Source organism: Citrobacter sp. RHB20-C16 (genome assembly GCF_013890155.1).
GTDB lineage: Bacteria > Pseudomonadota > Gammaproteobacteria > Enterobacterales > Enterobacteriaceae > Citrobacter_A > Citrobacter_A amalonaticus.
Genome location: NZ_CP057630.1, coordinates 4,138,838 through 4,162,120 on the forward strand (window position 1 = coordinate 4,138,838; position 23,283 = coordinate 4,162,120).

The following is a 23,283-nucleotide window of genomic DNA, read 5'->3' on the forward strand; positions in this document are numbered from 1 at the left end:
CACACGGGTAAAGTTTTTTTATGTTCAAACTTTACCCGTGTGGCGGGTGTAAGCTACATTTGGAGGGATCAAACATGAATAATGGTCATATAGCAGTGGGTTGTGACTTCAGTAGATTATTTGATCAAAAAATTATTTGGCAATAATAAGTATCCCATTGGCTATGTATCATTTCATCGTCGCAAACGTGCTTGTTCAGAGCAATTCTTTCCCGGCCCTTTATACCACTGACCGGGATAGGATGTAAAAAATTATTATGCCCATGCAGGGTACGCGAGGGCATCATTCACATGCCGTTGTTTATATCTTTCCTGCAAAATTGACGGTATTCCAGAAGACTTTTTCATTAAACATCTTATTAATATCCTGGGTCTCATCCTCACCACAAAAATAACTACTGATAAAATAAATTAGGCTTTTTGGCCTTCTTGAAGAGAAAACAAACTGGGTTTCATGCACAGTCAAATCATATAATTGATTTGCATTATTATTATTTTTTAGATAAAAGTAAAAAGCCATCACATAGTTTGAAATATCTAAGTAAGAATCGCCATCCACCGCATAACGCGTTACTAGCCTAACTGGAATGGAGGCAGAATACTCACCATTCGTAAGGTTTCCAGGGAGGATTTTAGTTAATTTCTTTATGACCTGAGGATCATTCTCATACACTCCACGCGAATCAATATAATCTCCCTCGTTCCTAAAATTATCTGGGTAAATAATTTCAATTGAAAGTATTCTCTTATTTTCTCCTAGCGCGGAAATTTTACTGACGCCTTCTAAATCTTTATATTTCTCACTGTAGATGATTATCTTCTGATTATTTGAATACGTAGCTTCAACGTAGTCCTGAGCATTCCAGGATAGCCACATGGCAACAAATGAAATAACAAGAGTTAATATCTCTATTGGTTTAAAATTTTCTAAATTAATATTTTTCATTTTTTTTGGATGTTAATATAATGGATTGGCTTGAATAATATATTAACAAATTCTATCTAATGCAATACCAACACCCATCGAAATTTCATAATCATACCCCATTGTGACGGTCAAATAGATCCAATAGAGTTTTTGTCAATAAAGAAAGATGATTACACTACTTCTTGTAGAATACTCTGTCGGCGGACCATTTTTATATGGCCTCGCTTATAGCAATGCATATTTTGGATTTTACTACATTCCCCTAGCCCGCTACAGGCTATCAGTACGCCGTTCAGATTGTAGGGTGATCACCGTAGCCGACAATTGTCACCGTTAGCTGTTATGTCCGCTGATCGCTCACAGCGGACCTCAAGTACAGTTAGTTCTGACAGCTTCGTGCTGTGAGTTCAACGGGCCGATGCAACGCTATCTGGACTGACCCCACCCCGGTAGACCTTACCGGCGGATTTACAGTGGTTTTTACCTACGTCTTCTCACATATGGTTGTTTCTCACATCGTCGTTCTGATTATTTTTCCGAAATAAGACGTTAAGAAAAAATTAAGAAACGAATGACAAGCTGTTAACACCGTGCGTTTTCAGGATGATCGGAAATGACAAAATTTACCCGCTTACAGATACAACTTCACTGGCTAACGCTGGTGTTAATTGCAGTGACTTATGCCGCAATGGAACTCAGGGGGTGGTTTCCCAAAAGTTCAGCAGCTTACCTTTTCATGAGGGAAACCCATTACAATGCAGGTATTGTGGTCTGGCTTCTGATGTTTTTACGACTGTGGCTCAGACACAGATATCCCGAACCAGACATAGTTCCCCCTCCGCCCCGCTGGCAAATGAAGGCAGGCAGGGTAATGCATATCGTTCTGTACATAACTTTTCTGGCTTTGCCATTACTGGGGGTCGCTCTGATGGCCTTTAACGGTAAGAACTGGTTTTTTCTGGGGCTCACCATTTCTCCTTTTGCTACACCCGACCCTTTGGTGAAGTCAGTACTGAAAAATATTCACGAAACACTGGGTAATGCCGGATATTTCTTTATTGCTTTCCATGCGGCAGCGGCGTTGTTTCATCACTATGTCCAGAAGGACAACACACTATGTAGAATGCTTCCTGATCACAACAAGCCGATTTAATTTGTGTTTTTGCCGGGGGAGCGTCTTCCCGGCAGCAATATTGCTGCCCTCAACGCTTCGTTATATCCCCTGTAGCCTAGGTTCATGTCAGACAGAATGCCTACAGCTCAGCACTGTATATTCTTTATCACATTGCTGACTTTCACCGGCACAAAGTAATTCAACCTGGATGAGTCTGAGGTTGCCACGGGATAGATGAAAACGCACAGCATGGCGGGAGCAAGAATCAACGTTATTTTTTACCGAGGTAGACCACTGTTATGTTGTCTGGTTTTCTTAACGTCGGGGCCGTAGCAGGGTCAATCAGGTACACAGGTACTATCACGGCATTTTTCCCACTAAACAGGATTGGCACCCAGCAGTGAACTCGTGGGTCTCCTGTCGTCTCCGGGATACCACTTGTACCGTATGACATAAGATCAACCACATTGATAAAAAGCGCCTTACCTATATCAAAGAAAAACTCGTTAAAAACCACATCTTTTGCCAGCAAAATCACAGCGTCACCTGCCGCAAATTTGACTGGCGATGAGGAGAGTTCTGAGGTCTCGGCATCAGCAAATATAATCCTTTCGGTATAGATAAAACAGGCGTAACGGGCATCCTGTTCTGACCTCGCCAGGATAAACTGACAGAGCTCTTTGATATGTCGATTTTCGACCCTGCCAACTGCATTATCCCGACGGTAGTGTCGCTTATGTTCGCGAACATGCACCTTGCCATTGACGCTGTCAAAGTCATACCCTTTTCCAACCTGGAGCTTACTTTCCCAGATCTCCATGCAGTACTTTTCAGCAGTCACAACATTTCTTCGGCGAGGCAAATCCTGCTGGTAGACACCAGACAGTAGCCGGGCCTTAAGTTCGTCCGCAAGCTGATAATAACGATTAATATCTTTCAGTACCGGAACGGTAGCATCCAGCAATGTGGAAATAACCTGCGACCGTGAGATCTTCTGTTTTTTGCTGTATTCATCTACAACGCGCAGAGTCTCAGAATTGGTTGCATTGAAAGTGATTCGTTCTGACATATCCACCACCTATTAAGCATTTTAGATAAAGTGCATAACAATTAGATTTAATTCCTTACTTATCAAATAGATTAATTTACTTCGATTTTATCTTAAATGGTCGATTTATAGTTACATGTACTCACGTAAAAATGCTGAATATGATGCTGTCAGGACAGCCTGGATACCAGGAACGAACATTTGGGTTTTTAGTATAATTAAGGTCTTCATGTTTTAAGAACTTCCTCTTCATATCCCCTCCCGCTGTGATCCGCTTAACCCGTCTGTATATATCCTGTCCCCACAGTACTGCTCAGTAAACAGAAATACTGTGACTTTCCAGCATAAAAATTACATATCACCACCTTCCTTTGTATACACACTACAGAGGATTAAATCATGGACTTTCCCTGGCCCTGGAACCGCAAATACACGATGAACTGGTTCCTACTGTCGTTACTGAACCACCATCTTGATCAGCTACTGGAACGTTACTCCCGCCTTCAGCCCCTCAGACTCGATGTGTTCTATCAGAATGACACGTGGCGTTATAACCATCACGGATGGTACGAGACAGAACGGGAGGTACGCCAGTTAACAGAATATCTGATGTTAGAGAGCAACATTGTAGGTCACTTCTGGGTGCTGGAGTGTACTTCCCGACACAAATGCCATGCCCATATCGTGATGTATCTTGATGGTCACCATAACCAGGCCACCTTTCCGGTGGCTGAACAGGCAGGGGCTGTCTGGCAGAAGATTACACAGGATGAGGGGTACCACAATCGCTGTGATCGTAAGAAATTCTACGAAGCCGATATCACCCGCCCCGTCAATTACGATGATGCTGCAGCCATCGACAACCTGCGCTACATCATCAGCTATCTCGCCAAGGAGAAATCAAAACACGGGCAGACTTACTACGGGGCCAGCGAGGTACCACCCGCGAGTGGACTGGGCAGACCGCGAGGGCTTCGATAAAACGACGCACTTTTTTACGTCAGTTCCGGTTGTTATGCCGGAGAAGGGTACAGTGATTCATCACACGACTCCGGTACTTATTTAGCTACCGGAGAATCTCGTCATGACCATTAAACCTTCCCTGTCTGAAGACCAGTTCGTCAATATGGCTTTCATTACCCATCTCACCGGATTAACCGATAAATGGTTCTACAAGCTCATCAAAGACGGTGAGTTTCCGGCACCCATCAAGTTTGGTCGTAGTTCCCGCTGGCGACAGAGTGAAGTCGAAGCCTGGCTACAGGCCCGCATTGATGCATCCCGGGGAGAGAATTCCGCCCTGGCAATGCCCCACAAACTTACCGTAACTCCCGTGGAGGCGTTGTCATGAAAACACCGTATTCCCGTCATGACTTCCTGTTGCAGCATTACCAGCGCTGGCTGGACGATTTCACGCGTCTGGCTGTACGACATGGGTTGTGTCACCCGAACATCCAGGCCAGCCATCAACTCACCATAGGCTCGCTCCGCTTCACGGGTACGGGGCAGGTCACTGCCGTGGTACCCCATGCTTTGTACCGGTTGTTCTGCGGTAATCAGCCTCCGGTCATCACGGTGACAGAGGACATGTCCACCCGGCTGGATTCAGACACCACGCTGCTGCTTCACCATCCCATGCTGGAAGGCATATTGCTGAGTGAATGTGCCCGACTGAAGCAGTTCCTGGTACAACGGGCACTGCTGGTGATGTTACAGCGACTGACCAGCCGGGAAATCCGACACAAAATAGTCTGGCTGTGCTGGCACGATTTGATGTGCGGGGATGACCCTTGCGACTGGCTGGAGCGTCTGGTCGGACAGCCAGACGACGCGCTGTATCTCTGGCTGGGTGACCGCCAGGATAGTGATCCCGTTTTAACCCTGATGATAGATGAATACCTGCTGTTTACCGGCAACTGATGCCAGAGACGAAAGCACATCTTCCTCCCCCAATCCCGCATTACTTTCCACAGATGCCGTTTCCCGCACAGCTTCACACTGGCGGAACGGCGCTGTCTGCGATTCAACGATAAGGATTTACAGATGAACTCAACCATTTTTACCGCACACTGTCAGGCCTGGCTTGATGACCTCACCCGGCTGCAGGTCACTCATGGGCTCTGCCAGCCTGAAATTAAAAAGTGGCACAGGCTGACCGTGACGTCCTGCTCGTTACCGAACGGGCTTACCGGACTGCTCATTATCCCGCAATTTTTGCTGACGGTAACGCAGGCTGCTTGTGTGGAAGAAGAATCGGTAGCGGGACGTATCATTAAACGTGCTGAGGGGCCAGCGCTGGCGGGGATGTTGCGCAGTGAATGTTACCGACTGGGACTCAGTGCCCTTGCTGAGCAGTTATCGCTGCTCTTCCGCCAGTATCCACAGCCCGGTATACGTGAATCACTGATGTTGCTGTGCTGGTGTGAGTTGGTGAAAGGGATTGAACCGGAAGCATGGTACGCACTGCATCTGCTGCTTCCTGCCACGCTGAAGAAATGGATCAATACACGACAAAAAGAGTTCAATAGTTTATCGGCACTGACTGAGGATTACATTCGTGCCACCCGGCCACTGTGAAGGTCGGATACCTGTCCGTAACAGCGATCCGGTACCGAGCGGCATGCGCAATGTACCGGAGCATATGACCTGGATTGAGCAGAAAAATACGCGCTTACTGTATGGCTGTAACGGAGTAGCTGACCATCAGTTAACCGTGCGCCGACGGAGTATCGATTTCTGAACCTGACAGTTTTTTACGTCAGCATTCCATTATGTGACAGCCACACCAATCCCCTTTTAATCCCTTTAATCCATCTAATCGCAAGACGCAGACTTCCCTTTTCGGGACGACTTGCGCCTACCCTCAGGAGTCTGAAGATGTTTGCCAAATTTTTCCTAGCACACAACGGTAAACGGTGCAGTCTGGTCTGCCAGACCGATAGATACATTACAGAACATAACATCCTGGTCGAGGTACTGGCATGCGCATGTTGAAATGTTACCTTGCCAATAATCGTGATGGGCACATTGTGACTGCTAAAGACGCGATGCAGTCACCAAGCAGGGTATGGACCTGCTCTTCCTGTGGCTGTCAGTTGATACTTCATGCGGGTTCATCTGGTGAGGCCCCCTGGTTTGAACATGACCAGCGAACAGTGACGACGAACGTTCTGATGCAATGTACCCATCTCGATCCTGAAGTGAAAGCCGAAGCCCGATGCCAAAAACTACGCAGAATCATCGGCAATCTGGATGCACCTGTAATGGTGCTGTTCTGGCATTGCGTGTGGTGCGGAAATCATTACAGTGGGAAAAAGCATTGCACTTCATGCGGAACAGGCATCTACAGTATCGAAGAAACTGACAAGCAATCAGATACAAACTGATTGGGCATGGGGTATTTCCTTAATATGATGAAGATCGCTTTAACACTCATGTTATTTCAGGAAATCTTATGGAGTATTTAAACGATGAGCTGACAGAAATGCAGCAAGTAAAGCGGGTAGTTCAACAGGCCATCGACCAGTACCCACGTCTGGCTGTATTTCGGTTGACGTTGGACTGCCCAGGCCCTGAGACAATAGGGTGTTTTCAGGATACCGTCTACCGACAAGTAAGTGAACTGGCAGCGACCCGACAATTGAGCGGCAGGCCATCGCCACCAACAATTCTCAGATGGATTGGAAGCAAAACTTCTCCCCACTCATATCAGACACTACTGATGCTCAACCAGGACACTTTTTACTTTTCCCGACACGACTCACTTCCGGAGAAGTGTTTCCAGACAATGAAAACTCTGCTCCGTCAGGCATACAATACAACCCGAATAACGAATGAACAGTATCAGAGTAATGAAACAAAAATAACCGTATTCAGAGTGGACAGAACCCAGGCAGGACACTCTGACGCTGAGCATAAATTATTACAGGAAAATGCCCTGTCGTTCCGACCTGCAGCGATTACACAGAGCCCCAGTATCTTTCCCTGACTGGTATGGCGGCTGAAAATATTAGCTCGCTGGATGTACGTCTGCGAGGTTTTCTGAAAAACACTATTATCGGTCACTATCCTGAGAAAGGGTTCAGGGGTTAACACTAAGGTTGTCCGCAGATCCTACGTGATAACTACCTTGTTCGGGGTATTTGCAGTTGCTATGTTTATCTATGCAGGATGGGATGCCATCTCTTCTTTCTGGAGAAGCAAAGAGACAGGGTTGTTTATCTTGTTTTTATTGATTTATGCTTCCGCTATTATTACTGTTATAGGTTATATAATTTCCCAGATTGAAGATATCTACCTGGGATCTAAATTTGGGCATTTATTCGAGACTTGGCTCAGGAACCATCCACCGTGTAACGATGTGAACCCTGATACTTCTGCAGCAACGCCAACTGAGGAGCAAGCATCATCCGAAGGCCCCCAAGAAGATTCTCTCGCGAGTTAACATGATTTATTAACGGGAGAGAACCGTTTGAAGTGCGCTGTTCTCACAATCACTATGCGTTTGACATTACCTAATTACTTACTGCAGGAAGCTGATTATGAAGGGTATTGGAACTGTACTTCAGGCTGGATACCTCAAACTGGATCACAGTATGAAGACCTACTCAGTTCTCACAGAGAATACTCTTTTGTTTACCGGTCATTTTGCCGATCTTGATCCTCATGGCTGGGGTTCTCTTTACGAAAAATTTACTGGTCAGGCATTTGAGGCTGAGGGCTATGAAGTGGAATACAGAGGGCTCACAGCAGGATTTAATGATGGCGGTATCGACCTTATTCTGCGAAAAGGGGATGACACTATTTTTGTTCAGTGCAAACATGCTTTTAAATCTTCACTATCTCGCAACTCCATTGAAAATATCCTGTATAAAGCAGGAAATTATATAAGCCGTAATATGCCCACGAATAGAGTACATCTGTGGTTAGTTTTACCTGATGTTAAACGAATAAAATGGAAACGGTATTTTTTACGGCACAACACTACACAGAATAAAGTTAAACTTGCTTTGATTGAAATCCGTATGCTATCTATCTGACGTCTTGATTTTATAGTTGCACAGACTGCTCCTTACGACCGCTACACCTATCACCTCTGCGGCAGTAGCTGCAATACTATCCTGAATACGACACGAAACGCCCGTGGTTTGAATACCAGGCCAACACACTGACTGACAACGGGGGGACAACATTACCCGTATGCATATTCTGAAGCAAGGGAAGTAAAACTGTAAGTACATTTGTTTTAGTTCCACGCACTTTTTGAGAGCCCAAGGTTTTCGGTCATCAGTCGGTACTCTCCCGGTGTCAGTCATTCAGGGATTCATGAGGCTCCTCGCTGTTATACTCCACCAGCCAGCGCTCTGTGATTTCCCGTGACTCGTTTAGGGTTATAAAAAGATAATAATCTAATATTTCTATCAGATAGATCCAGTTAAAACCGTTCGATAATATCATTCTTCGTTGGTTTACTTGATTTAATAAATTTCTGCATCACGCCATACTCTTCAGCCTATTTCACCAGAGCCAGTGAGACTAATTTCAGCCCATTGTCCATCCGCATCTTCAATAGATAACTGTCGTTATCTTTCTGCAATGGTATAAATAACATACCCATACCAGCTATTAAAGCAGATAAAAAACCACCTCCATAGAAGGTGGTTTGAAACTGATAATTAATTAAACTCAATAATGTCCCTCAATGTAACCATACGCTTTCCGGAACAACTCTTTATCTTTCCCTAATCCAAACTGAGCCAGAGTCAACAAAAGCGCCTTTTGAATTTCACGCGGGCCACTGTTGGAATTTTGCCAGCCATCAAAGCGGGTAGCTTTCACGATTTTATCAATTTGCTCAACAACATCACCGATTAACTTAGGGGTAGTTTCTGGGCGTGTTTCGAGGAAAAGCTTGGTCAAAGCCTGTTTATTATCAGCTTCAGTTACTGGGCGCTCGCCCGTTTCGCGCTCAGCTTGTACGGTATCTTTCGCAGCATCCAACAGGCCTTTCAACCAGTCGATGGCCTTGATAACACCAGCTTCATAGTCCTGACGAAGTTTTTCCAGGCGCTCGCCCAATGCCACAAATTTAGGATCATGGCTACCGCGTAAACGCCCCATAAGATCAATCTCCAGGCGTTTTGCGCGTTGTTCCTGTTCTTTAGCTGTCAGGGTAAAAATTGCGTGCTCATCCATGATCAACTCGTCAATATCATCGCGAATACGATTGATATCAGTATGCTCATGGATCATTTTGATGGTTTCAGGACCAAGCGCAGCCCAAACAAGCGCACCTGTCTGCCCCACCGGACGCACCGATTCATAAATTTGCGCCAGCCATTTATAGTCCTGACGATAAGGGGTTAAAAAAGGATCTGGATTGATAGCTGACCATAACTTAGATAACACTCCAAAGCTGGCAGCGAATTCATCACGCTTCTCGTTAGTTGGCAGACATTCTTGCGCAGCCATAATACCTTCAAAACCTTCTATGGAACGATCCACACCAGGGAAGAAGGCCAGACATTTATTCAGTTGTAACGGCAATAGCTCTTTAAATGCCTCAATTCCCTCTACAACCCCTTCAATTTCTTCAGGGTTGTAGGCCAGAGCGGTACGCAGATTTTCGAAAACGCCGAGGTAGTCGATAATTAATCCCATGTCCTTGCGTATGTCATCGGTTTCATACAACCGGTTGGTTCGGCACATGGCCTGAAGAAGAGTATGATCGCGTAGAGGCTTATCGAGGTACATGCAGTAGCAAATTGGCGCATCAAAGCCCGTAAGCAGCTTGGCGGTAACGATGATAAGCTGTAACGGATGCACAGGATCTTTAAAGCATTCAATCAGCTCCTTTTGTACCTGCTCTTCTGCATCAATGTGCTGCCAGCGTTCGAAATCAGCTTGTTTAACAGGTAGCTCCAATTCGTCATGCCATTTGAGCCAGTCCTTGTTGAGCTTATCTTTTTTACCACCCTCTTCAGCTTTAACCGGAGCCTGGTCAACGTTCATAACCACTTCAACTGCATCAAAACCGAGCTTTTCACCGAGCAAATAATACATCTGCACACAGGCTTCGCGATCGTATACCACAACCATGCCTTTCATCTTTTTCGGCATAACATGGCTGGTAAAATGCTCAACAATGTCATTACTCACCGCAGCCATGCGTCTCGGAGATTTCAGCATGATGGCCAGCTTGCCAGCACGTCTGGATAATGCCGCTTTTTCTTCTTCGTCCAGATTATTTTCAGTAGCAAGTTGCTCGAACTCTTCGTTGATGGCGTCACGATCCACTCGGAGTTCGGCCAGCCGAGGTTCGAACTTCACTGGGTTAGTCGCGCCGTCACGGATCGACTGCTTGTAGCTATAGCGGCTCATATAGCGACCAGGATCTTCTTCGGCACCGAACAACTTGAATGTATTACGATCAATGCCAGAAATCGGAGTACCAGTCAGGCCATAGAAGTGGGCATTGGGCAGCGCCCAGCGCATTTTCTCGCCTAACCCACCTTCCTGGGTACGGTGAGCTTCGTCAACCAACACAATGATGTTGTCACGGTTGTTCAAGCCATTGGGGTTGCTATCGTCAATTTCGATATCTTTAAATTTGAAGATGGTGGTGATTAAAATGCCACGGCTGTCTTGCTCAATGTATTCGCCCAACTTTTTGCAGCTTTGCACTTTAATCAGATTCTTAACGTCGGCTCCACCAAAGGTCTCGTTAATTTGGCTGTCCAGATCTCGCCGGTCCACAACAATGAGTACCGTCGGATTTTTTAACGCATTGTCGGCACGCAGCATTTTAGCGGCGTAAAGCATCAACAAGGATTTACCCGATCCCTGGAAATGCCAAATCAGACCTTTTTTTGGATAGCCTCTGCGAACACGCTCAACAATTTGTTTTGCTGCTTCAAATTGCGGATAACGCGGCAGGATTTTAACGCGTTTAGGTGGAGTATTTTTTCCCGTTTTGACTGTTGAAAATAATGCAAAAGATTCCAGTAACTGCAATAAGGTTTGCGGATTTAACAAACTCTCGCAGCTGTGGAGTACCGATGCTAATCCCGGTAAAATCTCATCACGAAGCTCAGTATTATGCCATGGCCCCCAGTCTTTAACTCGGGCATTAATTGCGCCATAGGCAAAGGTTTTTCCTTCGCTGGCAAAGCACAGCAAGTTAGGAACAAAGAAAGATTCAACGTTTTTCCAGTAGTACTTTTTGCCGCCCATGAAGTCGGCGGCGCCGTCTTGCCAGGTCACGCTGGGGCGCGTTGCGGTTTTAACTTCGCCCACTACCAGCGGTATACCGTTCACATACAGGACAATATCAAAATAGACTTCAGTGGCCGCGATATAGTGGACCTGCTGTGCCACCACAAAGTGGTTATTTTCTATATTGTCAAAATCAATCAGATTGATGGTGGTATGGTCGCCATTCTCGCCAAAAGGCAAGGTTTTCTCAGCCATCAACCATTCCTGGAAGTTTTCATTGGCCTTTACCAAACCGGTATGTCGGGCTTCTAAAACCACTCCCCGCAATTTGTAGATGACCTCATCGGCATAGTCAGGCTGTCTGCCGATATCAGGGTTTAACGAACAAAGCGCGTCTTTTACCCACACATCAACGAAGATATCCTGCGCTTGCTTAGGCAGGTTTTCGCCGTGGCAGTATGTCCACTTGATCCCGCTTAAACCTTTTAAACGGTCGATAATTCCATTTTCTGTGACGGTTTGTTCGTTAAACATTAGCACTCCGTAGATTCAACCAATTCACTGACCAAACAATTTAAAATATTGTTATAAGAGTATCGGTTATTAATTTTTTGTAAATTAACCTTACTTATCTCATCAAGAATATTTACAATTTTGTCTTGTTCATTTTTTGACGGAACTGGAACAAGCATTTTTTTTAAATCTGTACCCGTTATCCCTGAAGCCGCAACTGTTTGAACAATTCTTTCCATAAGCCATCTACCATAATCACTGCGAAAGAAATAATTAAAATAGCTTGGATTGGCTTTTTCAGGATCAAGTCTAGCCCTAATAATTGAAGATTCAAAGGTTGCTGAATAATCATTCCCATCAAAAATACAACAAAGCCCGGCCCCCTCTTTTACTAATGAACGGCGAGCAAATAGTAAATCTCCTTTTATAACCCCAAACGTCTTAACTTCTTTATTATTTACATTTACTGATTGTTCAACACTGTTCTCTGTTATTTTGGATGAATGGAACATATCACCCATATGAACCATTTTCAATCCTGCCCCATAATAGTCTTGGCCTTTATAAAGTCCATTTTTGGTATCACAAGCTAATAAATCCTTGAACTGGCATATATCCCAAGAAGTTGGAATCATTCCTACCGGTGTCTTTTTTAAAATCTCATGTTTTGTACCAAATCGCGTTAATGAGTTCACCAATGTCAAGAATAAACTGGAAGTAGATGAATCCAGTTCAAGAAAATCTCGCTGAACTTTCTCTATACAAGCAATTTTCCTTTCAAGGCACTGAATCTCAGTATCAGTTTTATCATAAAATGTAAAGTCTGCAAGATTTTTAAATTTTGTTCTAGGAGACAATCCACCAGCTGAATTCTTAATAGCCCAATTCCAAAATAATTCTGACTGAACAATATGTGGCAATAGCTTACAAAACTTCGTATTAGTTCTAGGTTTAATTACTATGATATCGCCAGAGCAAATACCATCAAATTCTGCTATTGCAGCTTTTTTCAAGTAAGCTCTTCTACGACCAAATAATATATTTCCTTTTTTAAAAACTTTAGTAAAGCTCGGGTTGTCATCAGCAATAACTCCCCAACGATTTATTTTTAGCGAGCCAGAATCCAAGTGTTCTAACCCTATGTAACGCTCATAACCTTCAGCTACAGGATCTTTGGTTGTGAGTTTTACTTCATGGCAAATATCACCGAATTTAATTACTTTTCGATTAATCATGTTTCTTCACCGCGTAACCTAACTGAACGAGGCTGTCGATTAATTTATCAGTCTGTTTTTTTAATTTTAACCGACTAATTTTCCATGTCTCAATAGCATGCTGAAAATCATATGCTTCACTAGTATCTTGTGCTTGAACATACAGAGGAATCGACAAATTGTAGAGATTCTCCCTAATTGACTCAATATCTACCAAAGAGGTAATGGCAATTTGTCTCTCCGGTTTAAAATAAGCCTCACATAGCACAAATAAATCTTCGTTTGATAAACTACTATGGGCACGTTCGCGAGTCACATGCTTCACGCCATTAATAAACAGAACCTTATTTTTGCGCTCGGCTGGTTTATTGCAATTAAGCACCACCACGCAAGATTCCATCGGCGAGTTATAAAATAGATTCGGCCCCAAACCAATCACCGCTTCAATAATGTCAGATTCAATCACCTGTTTACGAATGCTCTGCTCAGAATCGCGGAACAGCACGCCATGGGGCCAAAGCATGGCGGCACGACCAGTCTCTGGCTTCAGACTTTTAATGATATGAGTGTAAAATGCATAATCAGCGCAGCCCTGCGGTGGCACGCCATAGAGATTACGCCCATATGGATCGACGGCAAACTTGTCACGATTCCACTTCTTGATGGAATATGGCGGGTTGGCAAAAATTACATCAAACTGCTTGAGCCGATCGTTTTCAATAAACTTTGGCTCAGCCAGGGTGTCGCCACGCAGCACATCAAACTCTTCAATATCGTGCAGGAACATATTCATACGTGCGATAGCGGATGTCAGCAAATTCACTTCCTGTCCATAAAGGTGCACAGAGCGCCACTCTTCACCTCTTAAGCGGAGATCCATCACTGCATTTAGCAACATCCCGCCAGTACCGCAAGTTGGATCATAGGCAGTTTCACCCGGTTTTAAGCCCATAATGCGCGTCATTAAATGTACGACTGTTCGGTTGGTGTAGAACTCTGCTGCCGTATGGCCGGAATCATCAGCGAATTTTTTAATCAGGTATTCGTAGGCTTCGCCAAGGTCATCCTGGGCGACAGATTTAATGCCTAGCGGAATTTTACTGAAATGTTCAATCAGATCAGCCAGCAGATGATCGGGAAGGCGCTCTTTATTGGTCCACTGTGCATCACCGAAGACGCCATGTAAACGTGGGTTATTGGCTTCAATTAGTCGAAGAGCATTCTGGATAGCTTCACCAATGTTTTTACTGGTATTGCGGACCTTTTCCCAAGCTGCCTCAGAGGGAATGTTGAAACGGTGAAACATCGGCATGGCGGCGTATTCAGCATCGCCTTCATGAAGTTCCAGCGCTTCGTTATATTCTTCCAGATAGACATCTGACAAGCGTTTATAAAACAGCAAGGGAAAGACATACTGCTTGTAGTCTGATGCGTCAATTTGGCCACGAAGAAATTCGGCGGCTCCCCAGAGCAGCTCTTCCAGCTTCTTATTACTCATAGTACTCATACCTCGAACCCTTCTTTGATAAGCAGGGCTTCCAGCTCCTCTTCTGCTTTTTCCAGCTCAGCCAGCTTCCGTTGAAAATCTTTGAACGCTTCTTCCACAGTAATGGTTTCTTCTTCGAGTGGTTTTTGCACATAACGAGCAATATTAAGATTGAAGCCATTCTCTTCAATCTCCTTCAGAGGTACCCAACGTGCAACGCCTTCTATTTCTTTTGCATCCGGCCCCTGTTGAGCAAAGCCATGGTAAATTTTGTATATATCATCAGCCTGCTTGTTGGACAGCGTATTCTGCGCGCGCCCCTTGGTATAGATTTCTTCAGCATTGATGATCAATACATGATCTTTATGCGTTGCCGGGCGTGATTTGCGTAGCACCAAAATACACGCAGGAATCCCAGTGCCGTAGAACAGATTGGAAGCGACACCAATAATTGCCACAATGCGATTTTCTTGCAGCAATTTGGTTCGAATTACTCCCTCAGCCCCGCCACGAAATAGCACACCATGAGGTAACACGACAGCCATACGCCCATTGTCGTTAAGTGAAGCAAACATATGCTGCACCCAGGCAAAATCACCATTTGTTTTTGGCGCCAGACCATATTGCTTACGGCCATAGGGATCGTTCGACCACAGATCGTATCCCCATTCCTTCAAGCTAAATGGTGGGTTGGCAACAACGCAGTCGAAAGTTTCTAAACGATCGCTTTGCAAAAACTTAGGTTCACGCAGCGTATCCCCACGAACAATATCGAAATCCTCCTGACCGTGCAGGAACAGGTTCATTCGCGCGATGGCTTCGGTGGTCAGGTTTTTTTCCTGACCTTTAATTTTTAGCAAACGCGGATCGCCACCGTTATCTTTTACATGGTGGATAGTCTCAAGCAGCATACCACCGGTACCACAGGCGGGATCGTAGACACTCTCACCGGCTTTTGGATCAAGAATGTTAACCATCAAGCGAACGATAGTACGTGGGGTATAGAACTCACCGGCTTTCTTGTTAGCTTTGTCTGCAAAGCGTTTGATTAGATACTCATATGCACGGCCCATGACATCATCACGGACACTTGCAACACCCAGATTCACCTTATTGAAGTGATTAAGTAGCGTAGCCAGTAACTCATCTGAAAGGCGTTCTTTATTGGTCCAACTGGCATCGCCAAAAATGCCATGCAGTTTAGGGTTTGCCAGTTCTATACCACGGAAGGAGTCTTTTAAGGCCTGGCCAATGTCTTTGGTCTCAGCGAAAACATCGCGCCAGTGGCAATTCTCTGGTATCTGAATGCGGTGAAACATCTTCCCCTTGGCAAGCTCTGCATCTCCAACCTTCTCAATCGCATCGGCAAATTCTTCGTCATATACATCACAAATGCGTTTGAAGAATAGGATTGGGAATATGTACGTTTTGTAATCTGACGCATCAATAGGCCCAGTGATAATATGGGCTGCATGCCAAAGATGGGCCTCGAGATCCTTTAGGTTAATAAGTGTCATTAATTTTTCTCTGTACGATTCTGCGAAGCAGGAACCTTTTGCAGTAAATCGTGTATTTCACAGTCAAAAAGCACGCAAAGCCTTTCTAATGTATCCAGGTCAACCTTCTGAGCCGTCTCTTTGTAAAGCAAAGTGATAGTGTTGCGACTCAGGCCTGTTTCCCTGACAACATCGGCTATTCGCATCTTATGTTCGCCCATGAGCCGAGCAAGATGGCAACGGATCATAATGGTCCTTATCGTTGTGCTTAACGATGCAAATCGTATCCCAAAATGCGAAAAAAACAAAAAAAATTCAAGCTGAAATGAAATTACATCAGTTGGGAAAACATTGAACGTATGGACAGTAAAACATGCATATTCAACATTTTTAAATTCAGGATACATGTCGGGCATAAATACCCGACATAGGTTCCAGTGAGATCATATGCCAATTAGCGACACTTTGGCCTGCAGGAACTTATAACTAATCATTGCTATCGTTTTTTGTCTTTAGAGTATTCAAATGGACTCACCCTCTTCTCACGGTTCGCATCCAGGTAATCCGCCCACCACTGCAGCATTAGCCTACGCTCCCCCAGATGCTCCGCTTTATGGATGTAAGCCGCTCGCACAGAATTTCGTTCCTGATGACTCATCTGCCGCTCCACCGCATCCCTCGACCACAATCCCGATTCAATCAAAGAACTACACGCCATCGTCCTGAAACCATGCCCACAGACTTCCGTTTTCGTGTCATAACCCATCACTCTCAGCGCCTTGTTCACCGTGTTTTCACTCATAGGTTTACGCGGATCGTGATCGCCCACAAAGATCAGCTCACGGTTTCCACTCATGCTTTTGATCTTTTGCAAGATAGCGAGAGCTTGTCGCGACAAAGGAACAAGATGTGGAGTACGCATCTTCGAACCACGTTGAGAATGCTTAACTCCTTCCAGTGGCTCACGCTCGCCCGGAATCGTCCACATAGCCGTTTCAAAATCCACTTCTGTCCAGCGAGCAAAACGTAACTCGCTCGAACGAATGAAAACCAGTAACGTCAAATCCACAGCTAACCGCGTTAATGGTCTGCCGGTGTAGTTATCAATGCGATGGAGTAACTCAGGAATGCGGTTGAGATCTAGCGCAGCGCGATGCTTTCGTTTAGCTGTTGCGATCGCACCAGCGATCTCTTGTGCAGGATTGTAATCAATTAAGCCGTTCTGTACCGCAAAGCGCATTATTGCCGTTGTTCGCTGTTGAAGACGCGCAGCCACTTCAAGGCGTCCTGACTTTTCCACTGCTTTAATTGGGACCAGTAAGTCACGAGTACCAATATCTTTGATATTTCGCTTCCCAACTGAAGCAAATAAATTGTCTTCGAGGCTTTTCAATACACGAGCACTATGCGATGCAGACCACTTCTGATTGCTGGCGTGCCACTCTCTGGCTACCACTTCAAACGTTATAGCCTCTTGCTCCTGCTCTACCTTAACGGCTTTCTTGTTCTCACTGGGATCGATGCCATTAGCTATTAGCTTACGGGCTTCATCCCGGCGCCCCCTGGCATCGGCCAGCGAGACTTCAGGGTATTTCCCCAGCGCCAGCATCTTCTCCTTACCGCCAAAACGATAACGAAGCCGCCAGTATTTGGAACCGTTAGGGTGAACCAGCAAAACCATGCCTTCACCGTCAGTTAGTTTATAGGCTTTTGCTTCAGGCTTAGCCGAACGAACCTTCACATCACTCAGAGCCATGATGAGTATCCTTTCAAGGGTTCTGTGTGGGTACAAACATTATCGAACCGGGATATACCCGCAGTTGTACCCGCATCAGTAAGTTGATGTAGATTGAATCAGGTTGACTTACGTTAAGTGAAAAAGCGAGGAAAGCCTTGCGGATACTGGATTTCAGGCACAAAAAAAGACGTCTGTTGACGTCTATTGATGTTCCGATGGTGCCGAAGGCCGGACTCGAACCGGCACGTATTTCTACGGTTGATTTTGAATCAACTGCGTCTACCGATTTCGCCACTTCGGCACTGAAGAGGTATGCGGAAAACGTTGTGGATTATACCTGTAGCACGCAACCATGCAAGCGCTAGCGTGTGTCTTCTCCGTTAAGTGTCGAAAAAATCAGCATACATCCATCCCGCGCTCTTCTTAATCCCCCCTTCTGCAAAGCGACGCCGTTTCCCATGCTCTACACTTTTCTGTTCAACACCACACTGAGGGAAACACGATGTCGATGATTAAAAGCTATGCCGCAAAAGAGGCGGGTAGCGAACTCGAACTCTTTGAATACGATGCAGGCGAACTCAAGCCGGAGGATGTCGAGGTGCAGGTCGATTACTGCGGTATCTGCCATTCCGATTTGTCGATGATCGACAACGAGTGGGGATTCTCTCAGTATCCACTGGTTGCCGGACATGAGGTGATTGGTCGCGTGGCCGCCCTCGGTAGCGCGGCGCAGGCGAAAGGCCTGAAGATCGGCCAGCGCGTGGGGATTGGCTGGACGGCGCGCAGCTGTGGTCACTGCGATGCTTGTATCAGCGGTAATCAGATCAACTGCCTGGAAGGAGCGGTGCCCACCATTCTTAATCGTGGCGGCTTTGCCGAGAAGCTGCGCGCAGACTGGCAGTGGGTGATCCCGCTTCCAGAAAGCATCGATAGTGAATCCGCCGGTCCGCTGCTGTGCGGCGGTATCACGGTGTTTAAACCGCTGCTGATGCACCACGTCACTGCCACCAGCCGCGTTGGGGTGATCGGTATTGGCGGACTGGGACATATCGCTATCAAGCTATTGCATGCAATGGGATGTGAAGTCACCGCGTTCAGCTCTAACCCGGCGAAAGAGAAAGAAGTGCTTGCGATGGGTGCCGATAAAGTGGTGAACAGCCGCGATCCGCAGGCATTAACGGCGCTGGCAGGCCAGTTCGATCTCATCATCAATACCGTCAATGTCGATCTCGACTGGCAACCCTACTTCGAAGCGCTGGCTTACGGCGGCAACTTCCATACCGTCGGCGCGGTACTGAAGCCGCTACCGGTCCCTGCCTTCACGTTGATTGCCGGCGATCGCAGCGTCTCCGGTTCGGCGACTGGTACACCGTATGAACTGCGTAAGCTGATGAAGTTTGCCGGACGCAGCAAAGTCTCGCCAACCACCGAACTGTTCCCGATGTCGAAAATCAACGAGGCAATCCAGCACGTGCGCGACGGTAAAGCCCGCTACCGTGTGGTGCTGAAAGCCGATTTCTGACAGTCTGACTCAGCGCTTCTCAACTCAGAGTGAGGTGCTGAGTCGCTCTCGTGCCTGGCGAAACGCCAGAACCGCCTGTTGGCACTGCGCCGTCACATTCTCAATGTCATGATTAATGTCGATACGCGCAATATCGGCTTCCTCCGCCAATGGACACTCCAGCGCCTCAAACTGACTTTTCAGCAAACCGACCGGCATAAAATGCCCTGCCCGACGTTGCATCCGTTCCAGGATAATATCGTAGTCGCCATCCAGCCAGAGAAAATGCACGTTAGGACTGCCCTTACGTAAAAAATCACGATACTGCTTTTTTAATGATGAGCACACAATAAACCCGGTCTCATTCTTTTTATACAGACTATAAGATGCATCATTTAAGCGTTCTAACCACGGCAGTCTGTCTTCGTCGGTTAATGGTATTCCCTGGGACATTTTATCAATGTTTTTGGCAGGATGGAGATCGTCACCATCAATAAACTTCGCCGATAATAATGCTGCCACCTTACTACCAATTAACGATTTACCACTTCCTGAAACGCCCATCAAAATATAGCTTTCCCCGGCCATGTAAAACCCTCTGCGTCATATTTCATGGCGCGATATTACGCCTGCACAATCGGCAATTTCACGCTTTTTTGTTTCCATAGATGAGAATTATAAAGCGCATCACGTTATGCGTAACATTGTAGTGTAACAATTTTCCAGTGTGACCTAACTCACAAATAAGGACAATTAAAACCGCTTAAATGCACCGGAGATGAAGACCTGACCCAGTGAGGCATTTATGGAAGTGAAAACTCAATCCTGCGTTGTCGCGGGTAAGCGCTCTGTTGCCGTAACACAACAGAATATCGAATGGAATAATAAAGGCACGCTCGTAAAAATAACCCGCGGAGGAATTTGCGGTTCCGACTTACATTATTATCAGGAAGGTAAAGTCGGTAATTTTACCGTCAAAGCACCGATGATTTTAGGCCATGAAGTTATTGGTAAAGTGGTCCATAGCGATTCAGAAACATTACGCGAAGGGCAGTCGATTGCCATTAATCCGTCTAAACCATGCGGTCATTGTAAATACTGTCTTCAACATGAAGAAAACCAGTGCACTGAAATGCGCTTTTTTGGCAGTGCGATGTATTTTCCGCACGTCGACGGCGGCTTTACCCAGTTTAAAACGGTCGATACCGCCCAGTGTATTCCTTACCCGGAACAGGCGGACGAAAAGGTCATGGCCTTTGCTGAACCGCTGGCCGTTGCCATCCATGCTGCGCATGAGGCTGGCGATCTCCAGGGTAAGAAAGTGTTTATCTCCGGCGTCGGCCCCATCGGTTGCCTGATCGTCAGCGCGGTGAAAACGCTGGGTGCAGCGGAAGTGGTCTGTGCCGATGTCAGCCCCCGTTCGCTATCGCTGGCTCAACAAATGGGCGCAGATACGCTGGTTAATCCCCAGCATGACGCGCTCGACCAGTGGAAAACGGAGAAGGGCTATTTCGATATCAGTTTCGAGGTCTCCGGTCATCCCTCCTCCATTACCACCTGTCTGGAAGTCACCCGCGCAAAAGGGGTGATGGTGCAGGTTGGTATGGGTGGTGCCGTTCCGGACTTTCCGATGATGATGCTGATCGGCAAAGAGATCGCCCTGAAAGGCTCGTTCCGCTTTACCACTGAATTTAACACCGCAGTCTCCTGGCTGGCGCATAACGTTATCGATCCGCTGCCGCTACTGAGTGCGGAATATCCGTTTACCGACCTGGAACAGGCGCTGATTTTCGCCAGCGACAAAACCCAGGCGGCGAAAGTTCAGCTCGTCTTTGAGAATGAAAAATAAGGAATAACATCATGAACGATCTTTTTTCACTGGCAGGTAAAAATATTCTGATCACCGGTTCCGCCCAGGGGATCGGTTATTTGCTGGCAACGGGTCTTGGTCAGTATGGTGCGCAGATTATCGTCAACGATATTACGTCAGAGCGGGCAGAAGCCGCGGTTGCTAAACTGCAGCAGGAAGGGATCCGTGCCGTTGCCGCTCCTTTTAACGTGACGCATAAACAGGATATTGACGCCGCAATTGACCATATCGAAAAGGATATTGGCCCGATTGATGTGCTGGTCAATAACGCCGGGATCCAGCGCCGCCACCCATTTACCGAATTCCCTGAGCAGGAATGGAACGACGTGATCGCCGTTAACCAGACCGCCGTGTTCCTCGTCTCCCAGGCGGTAACCCGCCGAATGGTGGAGCGCCAGGCCGGGAAAGTGATCAACATCTGCTCGATGCAAAGTGAACTGGGTCGCGACACCATCACCCCGTACGCCGCCTCGAAAGGTGCGGTGAAGATGCTGACTCGCGGTATGTGCGTTGAACTGGCGCGCCATAACATCCAGGTTAACGGCATCGCACCGGGGTACTTCAAAACGGAAATGACTAAAGCGCTGGTGGAAGATGAAGCCTTCACCTCATGGTTATGCAAACGTACCCCTGCCGCCCGCTGGGGCGATCCGCAGGAGCTGATTGGCGCGGCGGTATTCCTCTCCTCCAAAGCCTCGGACTTCGTCAACGGACATCTACTGTTCGTCGACGGCGGCATGCTGGTCGCAGTGTAACCACTGAACAACCCTACGCAGCGCGCCAGCGCTGCCTTTTTGGCACACATAAGAGATAAGATTATGCCATTAATCATAATTGCGGCAGGCGTCGCGCTGCTTCTGGTCCTGATGATTGGCTTTAAAGTCAATGGCTTCATCGCCCTGGTCCTGGTCGCAGCCGTCGTGGGATTCGCCGAAGGGATGGACGCACAGGCCGTTTTACATTCCATTCAAAACGGGATCGGCGGCACGCTCGGCGGGCTGGCGATGATCCTCGGTTTTGGCGCAATGTTGGGAAAATTGATTTCTGATACGGGGGCCGCGCAGCGCATCGCGACCACCCTGATCGGAACGTTTGGTAAAAAACGCGTGCAGTGGGCGCTGGTCGTCACCGGACTGGTCGTTGGGCTGGCGATGTTCTTCGAAGTCGGCTTTGTACTGCTGCTGCCGTTGGTGTTTACGGTGGTGGCCTCATCCGGTTTGCCGCTGCTGTATGTCGGCGTGCCGATGGTCGCTGCCCTTTCGGTCACCCACTGCTTCCTGCCGCCGCATCCGGGACCGACAGCCATTGCGACGATTTTTGAAGCCAGCCTCGGCACCACGTTGCTGTACGGGTTTATTATCACCATTCCTACGGTGATTGTCGCAGGCCCACTGTTTTCAAAACTGCTGACCCGCTTTGAAAAAGCGCCGCCGGAAGGATTGTTTAACCCGCACCTGTTCACCGAAGAGGAGATGCCGTCCTTCTGGAACAGTATCTTTGCGGCGGTGATCCCCGTCATACTGATGGCCGTTGCTGCCGTCTGTGAAATTACACTGCCCAAAACCAACTCGGTACGGGTATTCTTTGAGTTTATCGGGAACCCTGCCGTCGCGCTGTTTATCGCCATCGTGCTGGCGATTTTCACTCTAGGCCGACGCAATGGCAGGACGATTGAACAGATCATGGATATCGTCGGTGACTCTATCGGTGCCATCGCCATGATTGTGTTTATCATCGCCGGTGGCGGCGCGTTTAAACAGGTTCTGGTGGACAGCGGCGTGGGTCAGTATATCTCGCACCTGATGACCGGCACCTCGTTGTCGCCGCTGCTGATGTGCTGGACAGTGGCCGCGTTACTGCGTATTGCACTGGGATCGGCGACCGTCGCCGCGATCACGACCGCTGGCGTGGTATTGCCGATCATTAACGTCACCCATGCCGATCCGGCGTTGATGGTGTTGGCGACCGGGGCCGGTAGCGTAATCGCTTCGCACGTAAACGATCCGGGATTCTGGCTGTTCAAGGGCTACTTTAACCTCAGCGTCGGTGAAACGCTGCGGACGTGGACCGTGATGGAAACGCTGATTTCAATCATGGGACTGCTGGGCGTGCTGGCACTGAATGCGGTTCTGCATTAAGGCGTGATTAACCACCGGGGGGCG

The 23,283-nt window shown here is 47.0% G+C and carries 19 protein-coding genes, 1 tRNA gene and 3 pseudogenes; 12 read left to right on the plus strand and 11 right to left on the minus strand.

Features of this window, described 5'->3' with window-relative positions:
• Positions 1–300: 300 nt before the first annotated feature.
• The gene (locus HVX64_RS19845) at positions 301–945 is read right to left on the minus strand and encodes a hypothetical protein (protein WP_181825134.1); all 645 of its coding nucleotides are present in this window, start codon (positions 943–945) and stop codon (positions 301–303) included.
• A gap of 595 nt (positions 946–1,540) precedes the next feature.
• Between HVX64_RS19845 and HVX64_RS19850 the strand changes: the two genes are divergently transcribed.
• Positions 1,541–2,080 (plus strand): cytochrome b, encoded by a 540-nt coding sequence (locus HVX64_RS19850; RefSeq protein ID WP_181825135.1) that lies wholly within the window; start codon positions 1,541–1,543, stop codon positions 2,078–2,080.
• A 232-nt stretch (positions 2,081–2,312) separates the two neighbouring features.
• On the opposite strand, the gene HVX64_RS19855 is transcribed toward HVX64_RS19850, so the two are convergent.
• On the minus strand, positions 2,313–3,110 hold the full coding sequence (locus HVX64_RS19855; protein ID WP_181825136.1) for a hypothetical protein: 798 nt from the start codon (positions 3,108–3,110) through the stop codon (positions 2,313–2,315).
• A 378-nt stretch (positions 3,111–3,488) separates the two neighbouring features.
• Between HVX64_RS19855 and HVX64_RS19860 the strand changes: the two genes are divergently transcribed.
• The 7 genes and pseudogenes from HVX64_RS19860 to HVX64_RS24190 all read left to right on the plus strand — a co-directional run.
• The gene (locus HVX64_RS19860; protein ID WP_181825137.1) at positions 3,489–4,070 is read left to right on the plus strand and encodes an inovirus-type Gp2 protein; all 582 of its coding nucleotides are present in this window, start codon (positions 3,489–3,491) and stop codon (positions 4,068–4,070) included.
• Positions 4,071–4,173: 103 nt separating this feature from the next.
• A pseudogene (locus HVX64_RS19865) lies at positions 4,174–4,374 on the plus strand (AlpA family transcriptional regulator); the annotation flags it as partial.
• A gap of 62 nt (positions 4,375–4,436) precedes the next feature.
• Positions 4,437–5,009, plus strand: coding sequence for a hypothetical protein (locus HVX64_RS19870; protein WP_181825139.1), 573 nt, complete (start codon positions 4,437–4,439; stop codon positions 5,007–5,009).
• Between the two features lie 123 nt (positions 5,010–5,132).
• The gene (locus tag HVX64_RS19875; protein ID WP_181825140.1) at positions 5,133–5,666 is read left to right on the plus strand and encodes a secretoglobin family protein; all 534 of its coding nucleotides are present in this window, start codon (positions 5,133–5,135) and stop codon (positions 5,664–5,666) included.
• Between the two features lie 404 nt (positions 5,667–6,070).
• Positions 6,071–6,475 (plus strand): putative zinc ribbon protein, encoded by a 405-nt coding sequence (locus HVX64_RS19880; RefSeq protein ID WP_181825141.1) that lies wholly within the window; start codon positions 6,071–6,073, stop codon positions 6,473–6,475.
• Between the two features lie 1,155 nt (positions 6,476–7,630).
• On the plus strand, positions 7,631–8,128 hold the full coding sequence (locus tag HVX64_RS19885; protein ID WP_181825142.1) for a restriction endonuclease: 498 nt from the start codon (positions 7,631–7,633) through the stop codon (positions 8,126–8,128).
• Positions 8,129–8,140: 12 nt separating this feature from the next.
• Positions 8,141–8,320 (plus strand): annotated as a pseudogene (locus HVX64_RS24190) (hypothetical protein); the annotation flags it as partial.
• Between the two features lie 14 nt (positions 8,321–8,334).
• Here the strand turns inward: HVX64_RS24190 and HVX64_RS19890 are convergent.
• From HVX64_RS19890 to HVX64_RS19925, 8 genes and pseudogenes are all read right to left on the minus strand, one after another.
• Positions 8,335–8,664: pseudogene (locus HVX64_RS19890) on the minus strand (transposase); the annotation flags it as partial.
• Positions 8,665–8,774: 110 nt separating this feature from the next.
• The gene (locus tag HVX64_RS19895; protein WP_181825143.1) at positions 8,775–11,837 is read right to left on the minus strand and encodes an HsdR family type I site-specific deoxyribonuclease; all 3,063 of its coding nucleotides are present in this window, start codon (positions 11,835–11,837) and stop codon (positions 8,775–8,777) included.
• Positions 11,837–13,051, minus strand: coding sequence for a restriction endonuclease subunit S (locus tag HVX64_RS19900; protein ID WP_181825144.1), 1,215 nt, complete (start codon positions 13,049–13,051; stop codon positions 11,837–11,839). The genes HVX64_RS19895 and HVX64_RS19900 overlap by 1 nt, the downstream gene beginning before the upstream one ends.
• Positions 13,044–14,528, minus strand: a complete 1,485-nt coding sequence (locus HVX64_RS19905; RefSeq protein ID WP_181825145.1) for a class I SAM-dependent DNA methyltransferase — start codon at positions 14,526–14,528, stop codon at positions 13,044–13,046. Before HVX64_RS19905 ends, HVX64_RS19900 begins: the two co-directional genes overlap by 8 nt.
• Positions 14,529–14,533: 5 nt before the next feature.
• On the minus strand, positions 14,534–16,033 hold the full coding sequence (locus HVX64_RS19910) for a class I SAM-dependent DNA methyltransferase (protein WP_181825146.1): 1,500 nt from the start codon (positions 16,031–16,033) through the stop codon (positions 14,534–14,536).
• Positions 16,033–16,260, minus strand: a complete 228-nt coding sequence (locus tag HVX64_RS19915) for a helix-turn-helix transcriptional regulator (protein ID WP_001608810.1) — start codon at positions 16,258–16,260, stop codon at positions 16,033–16,035. Before HVX64_RS19915 ends, HVX64_RS19910 begins: the two co-directional genes overlap by 1 nt.
• 248 nt (positions 16,261–16,508) lie before the next feature.
• Positions 16,509–17,768, minus strand: a complete 1,260-nt coding sequence (locus tag HVX64_RS19920; protein WP_181825147.1) for an integrase arm-type DNA-binding domain-containing protein — start codon at positions 17,766–17,768, stop codon at positions 16,509–16,511.
• Between the two features lie 198 nt (positions 17,769–17,966).
• Positions 17,967–18,051 (minus strand) — tRNA-Leu (locus tag HVX64_RS19925).
• 201 nt (positions 18,052–18,252) lie between these two features.
• Between HVX64_RS19925 and HVX64_RS19930 the strand changes: the two genes are divergently transcribed.
• Positions 18,253–19,272 (plus strand): NAD(P)-dependent alcohol dehydrogenase, encoded by a 1,020-nt coding sequence (locus tag HVX64_RS19930; RefSeq protein ID WP_042999265.1) that lies wholly within the window; start codon positions 18,253–18,255, stop codon positions 19,270–19,272.
• A 24-nt stretch (positions 19,273–19,296) separates the two neighbouring features.
• On the opposite strand, the gene idnK is transcribed toward HVX64_RS19930, so the two are convergent.
• A complete protein-coding gene (idnK, locus tag HVX64_RS19935) occupies positions 19,297–19,839 on the minus strand; it encodes a gluconokinase (protein ID WP_042999264.1) in 543 nt (180 codons plus the stop codon).
• A 217-nt stretch (positions 19,840–20,056) separates the two neighbouring features.
• Between idnK and idnD the strand changes: the two genes are divergently transcribed.
• The 3 genes from idnD to idnT all read left to right on the plus strand — a co-directional run bounded on the left by idnD (position 20,057) and on the right by idnT (position 23,259).
• Positions 20,057–21,100, plus strand: coding sequence for an L-idonate 5-dehydrogenase (gene idnD, locus HVX64_RS19940; RefSeq protein WP_042999263.1), 1,044 nt, complete (start codon positions 20,057–20,059; stop codon positions 21,098–21,100).
• An 11-nt stretch (positions 21,101–21,111) separates the two neighbouring features.
• Entirely contained in the window at positions 21,112–21,876 is a 765-nt protein-coding gene (gene idnO / locus HVX64_RS19945) for a gluconate 5-dehydrogenase (RefSeq protein WP_042999262.1), read from the plus strand.
• Positions 21,877–21,939: 63 nt separating this feature from the next.
• Positions 21,940–23,259: a gnt-II system L-idonate transporter gene (gene idnT, locus HVX64_RS19950; protein ID WP_042999261.1), complete on the plus strand. Its 1,320-nt coding sequence runs from the start codon at positions 21,940–21,942 to the stop codon at positions 23,257–23,259.
• Positions 23,260–23,283: the final 24 nt, after the last annotated feature.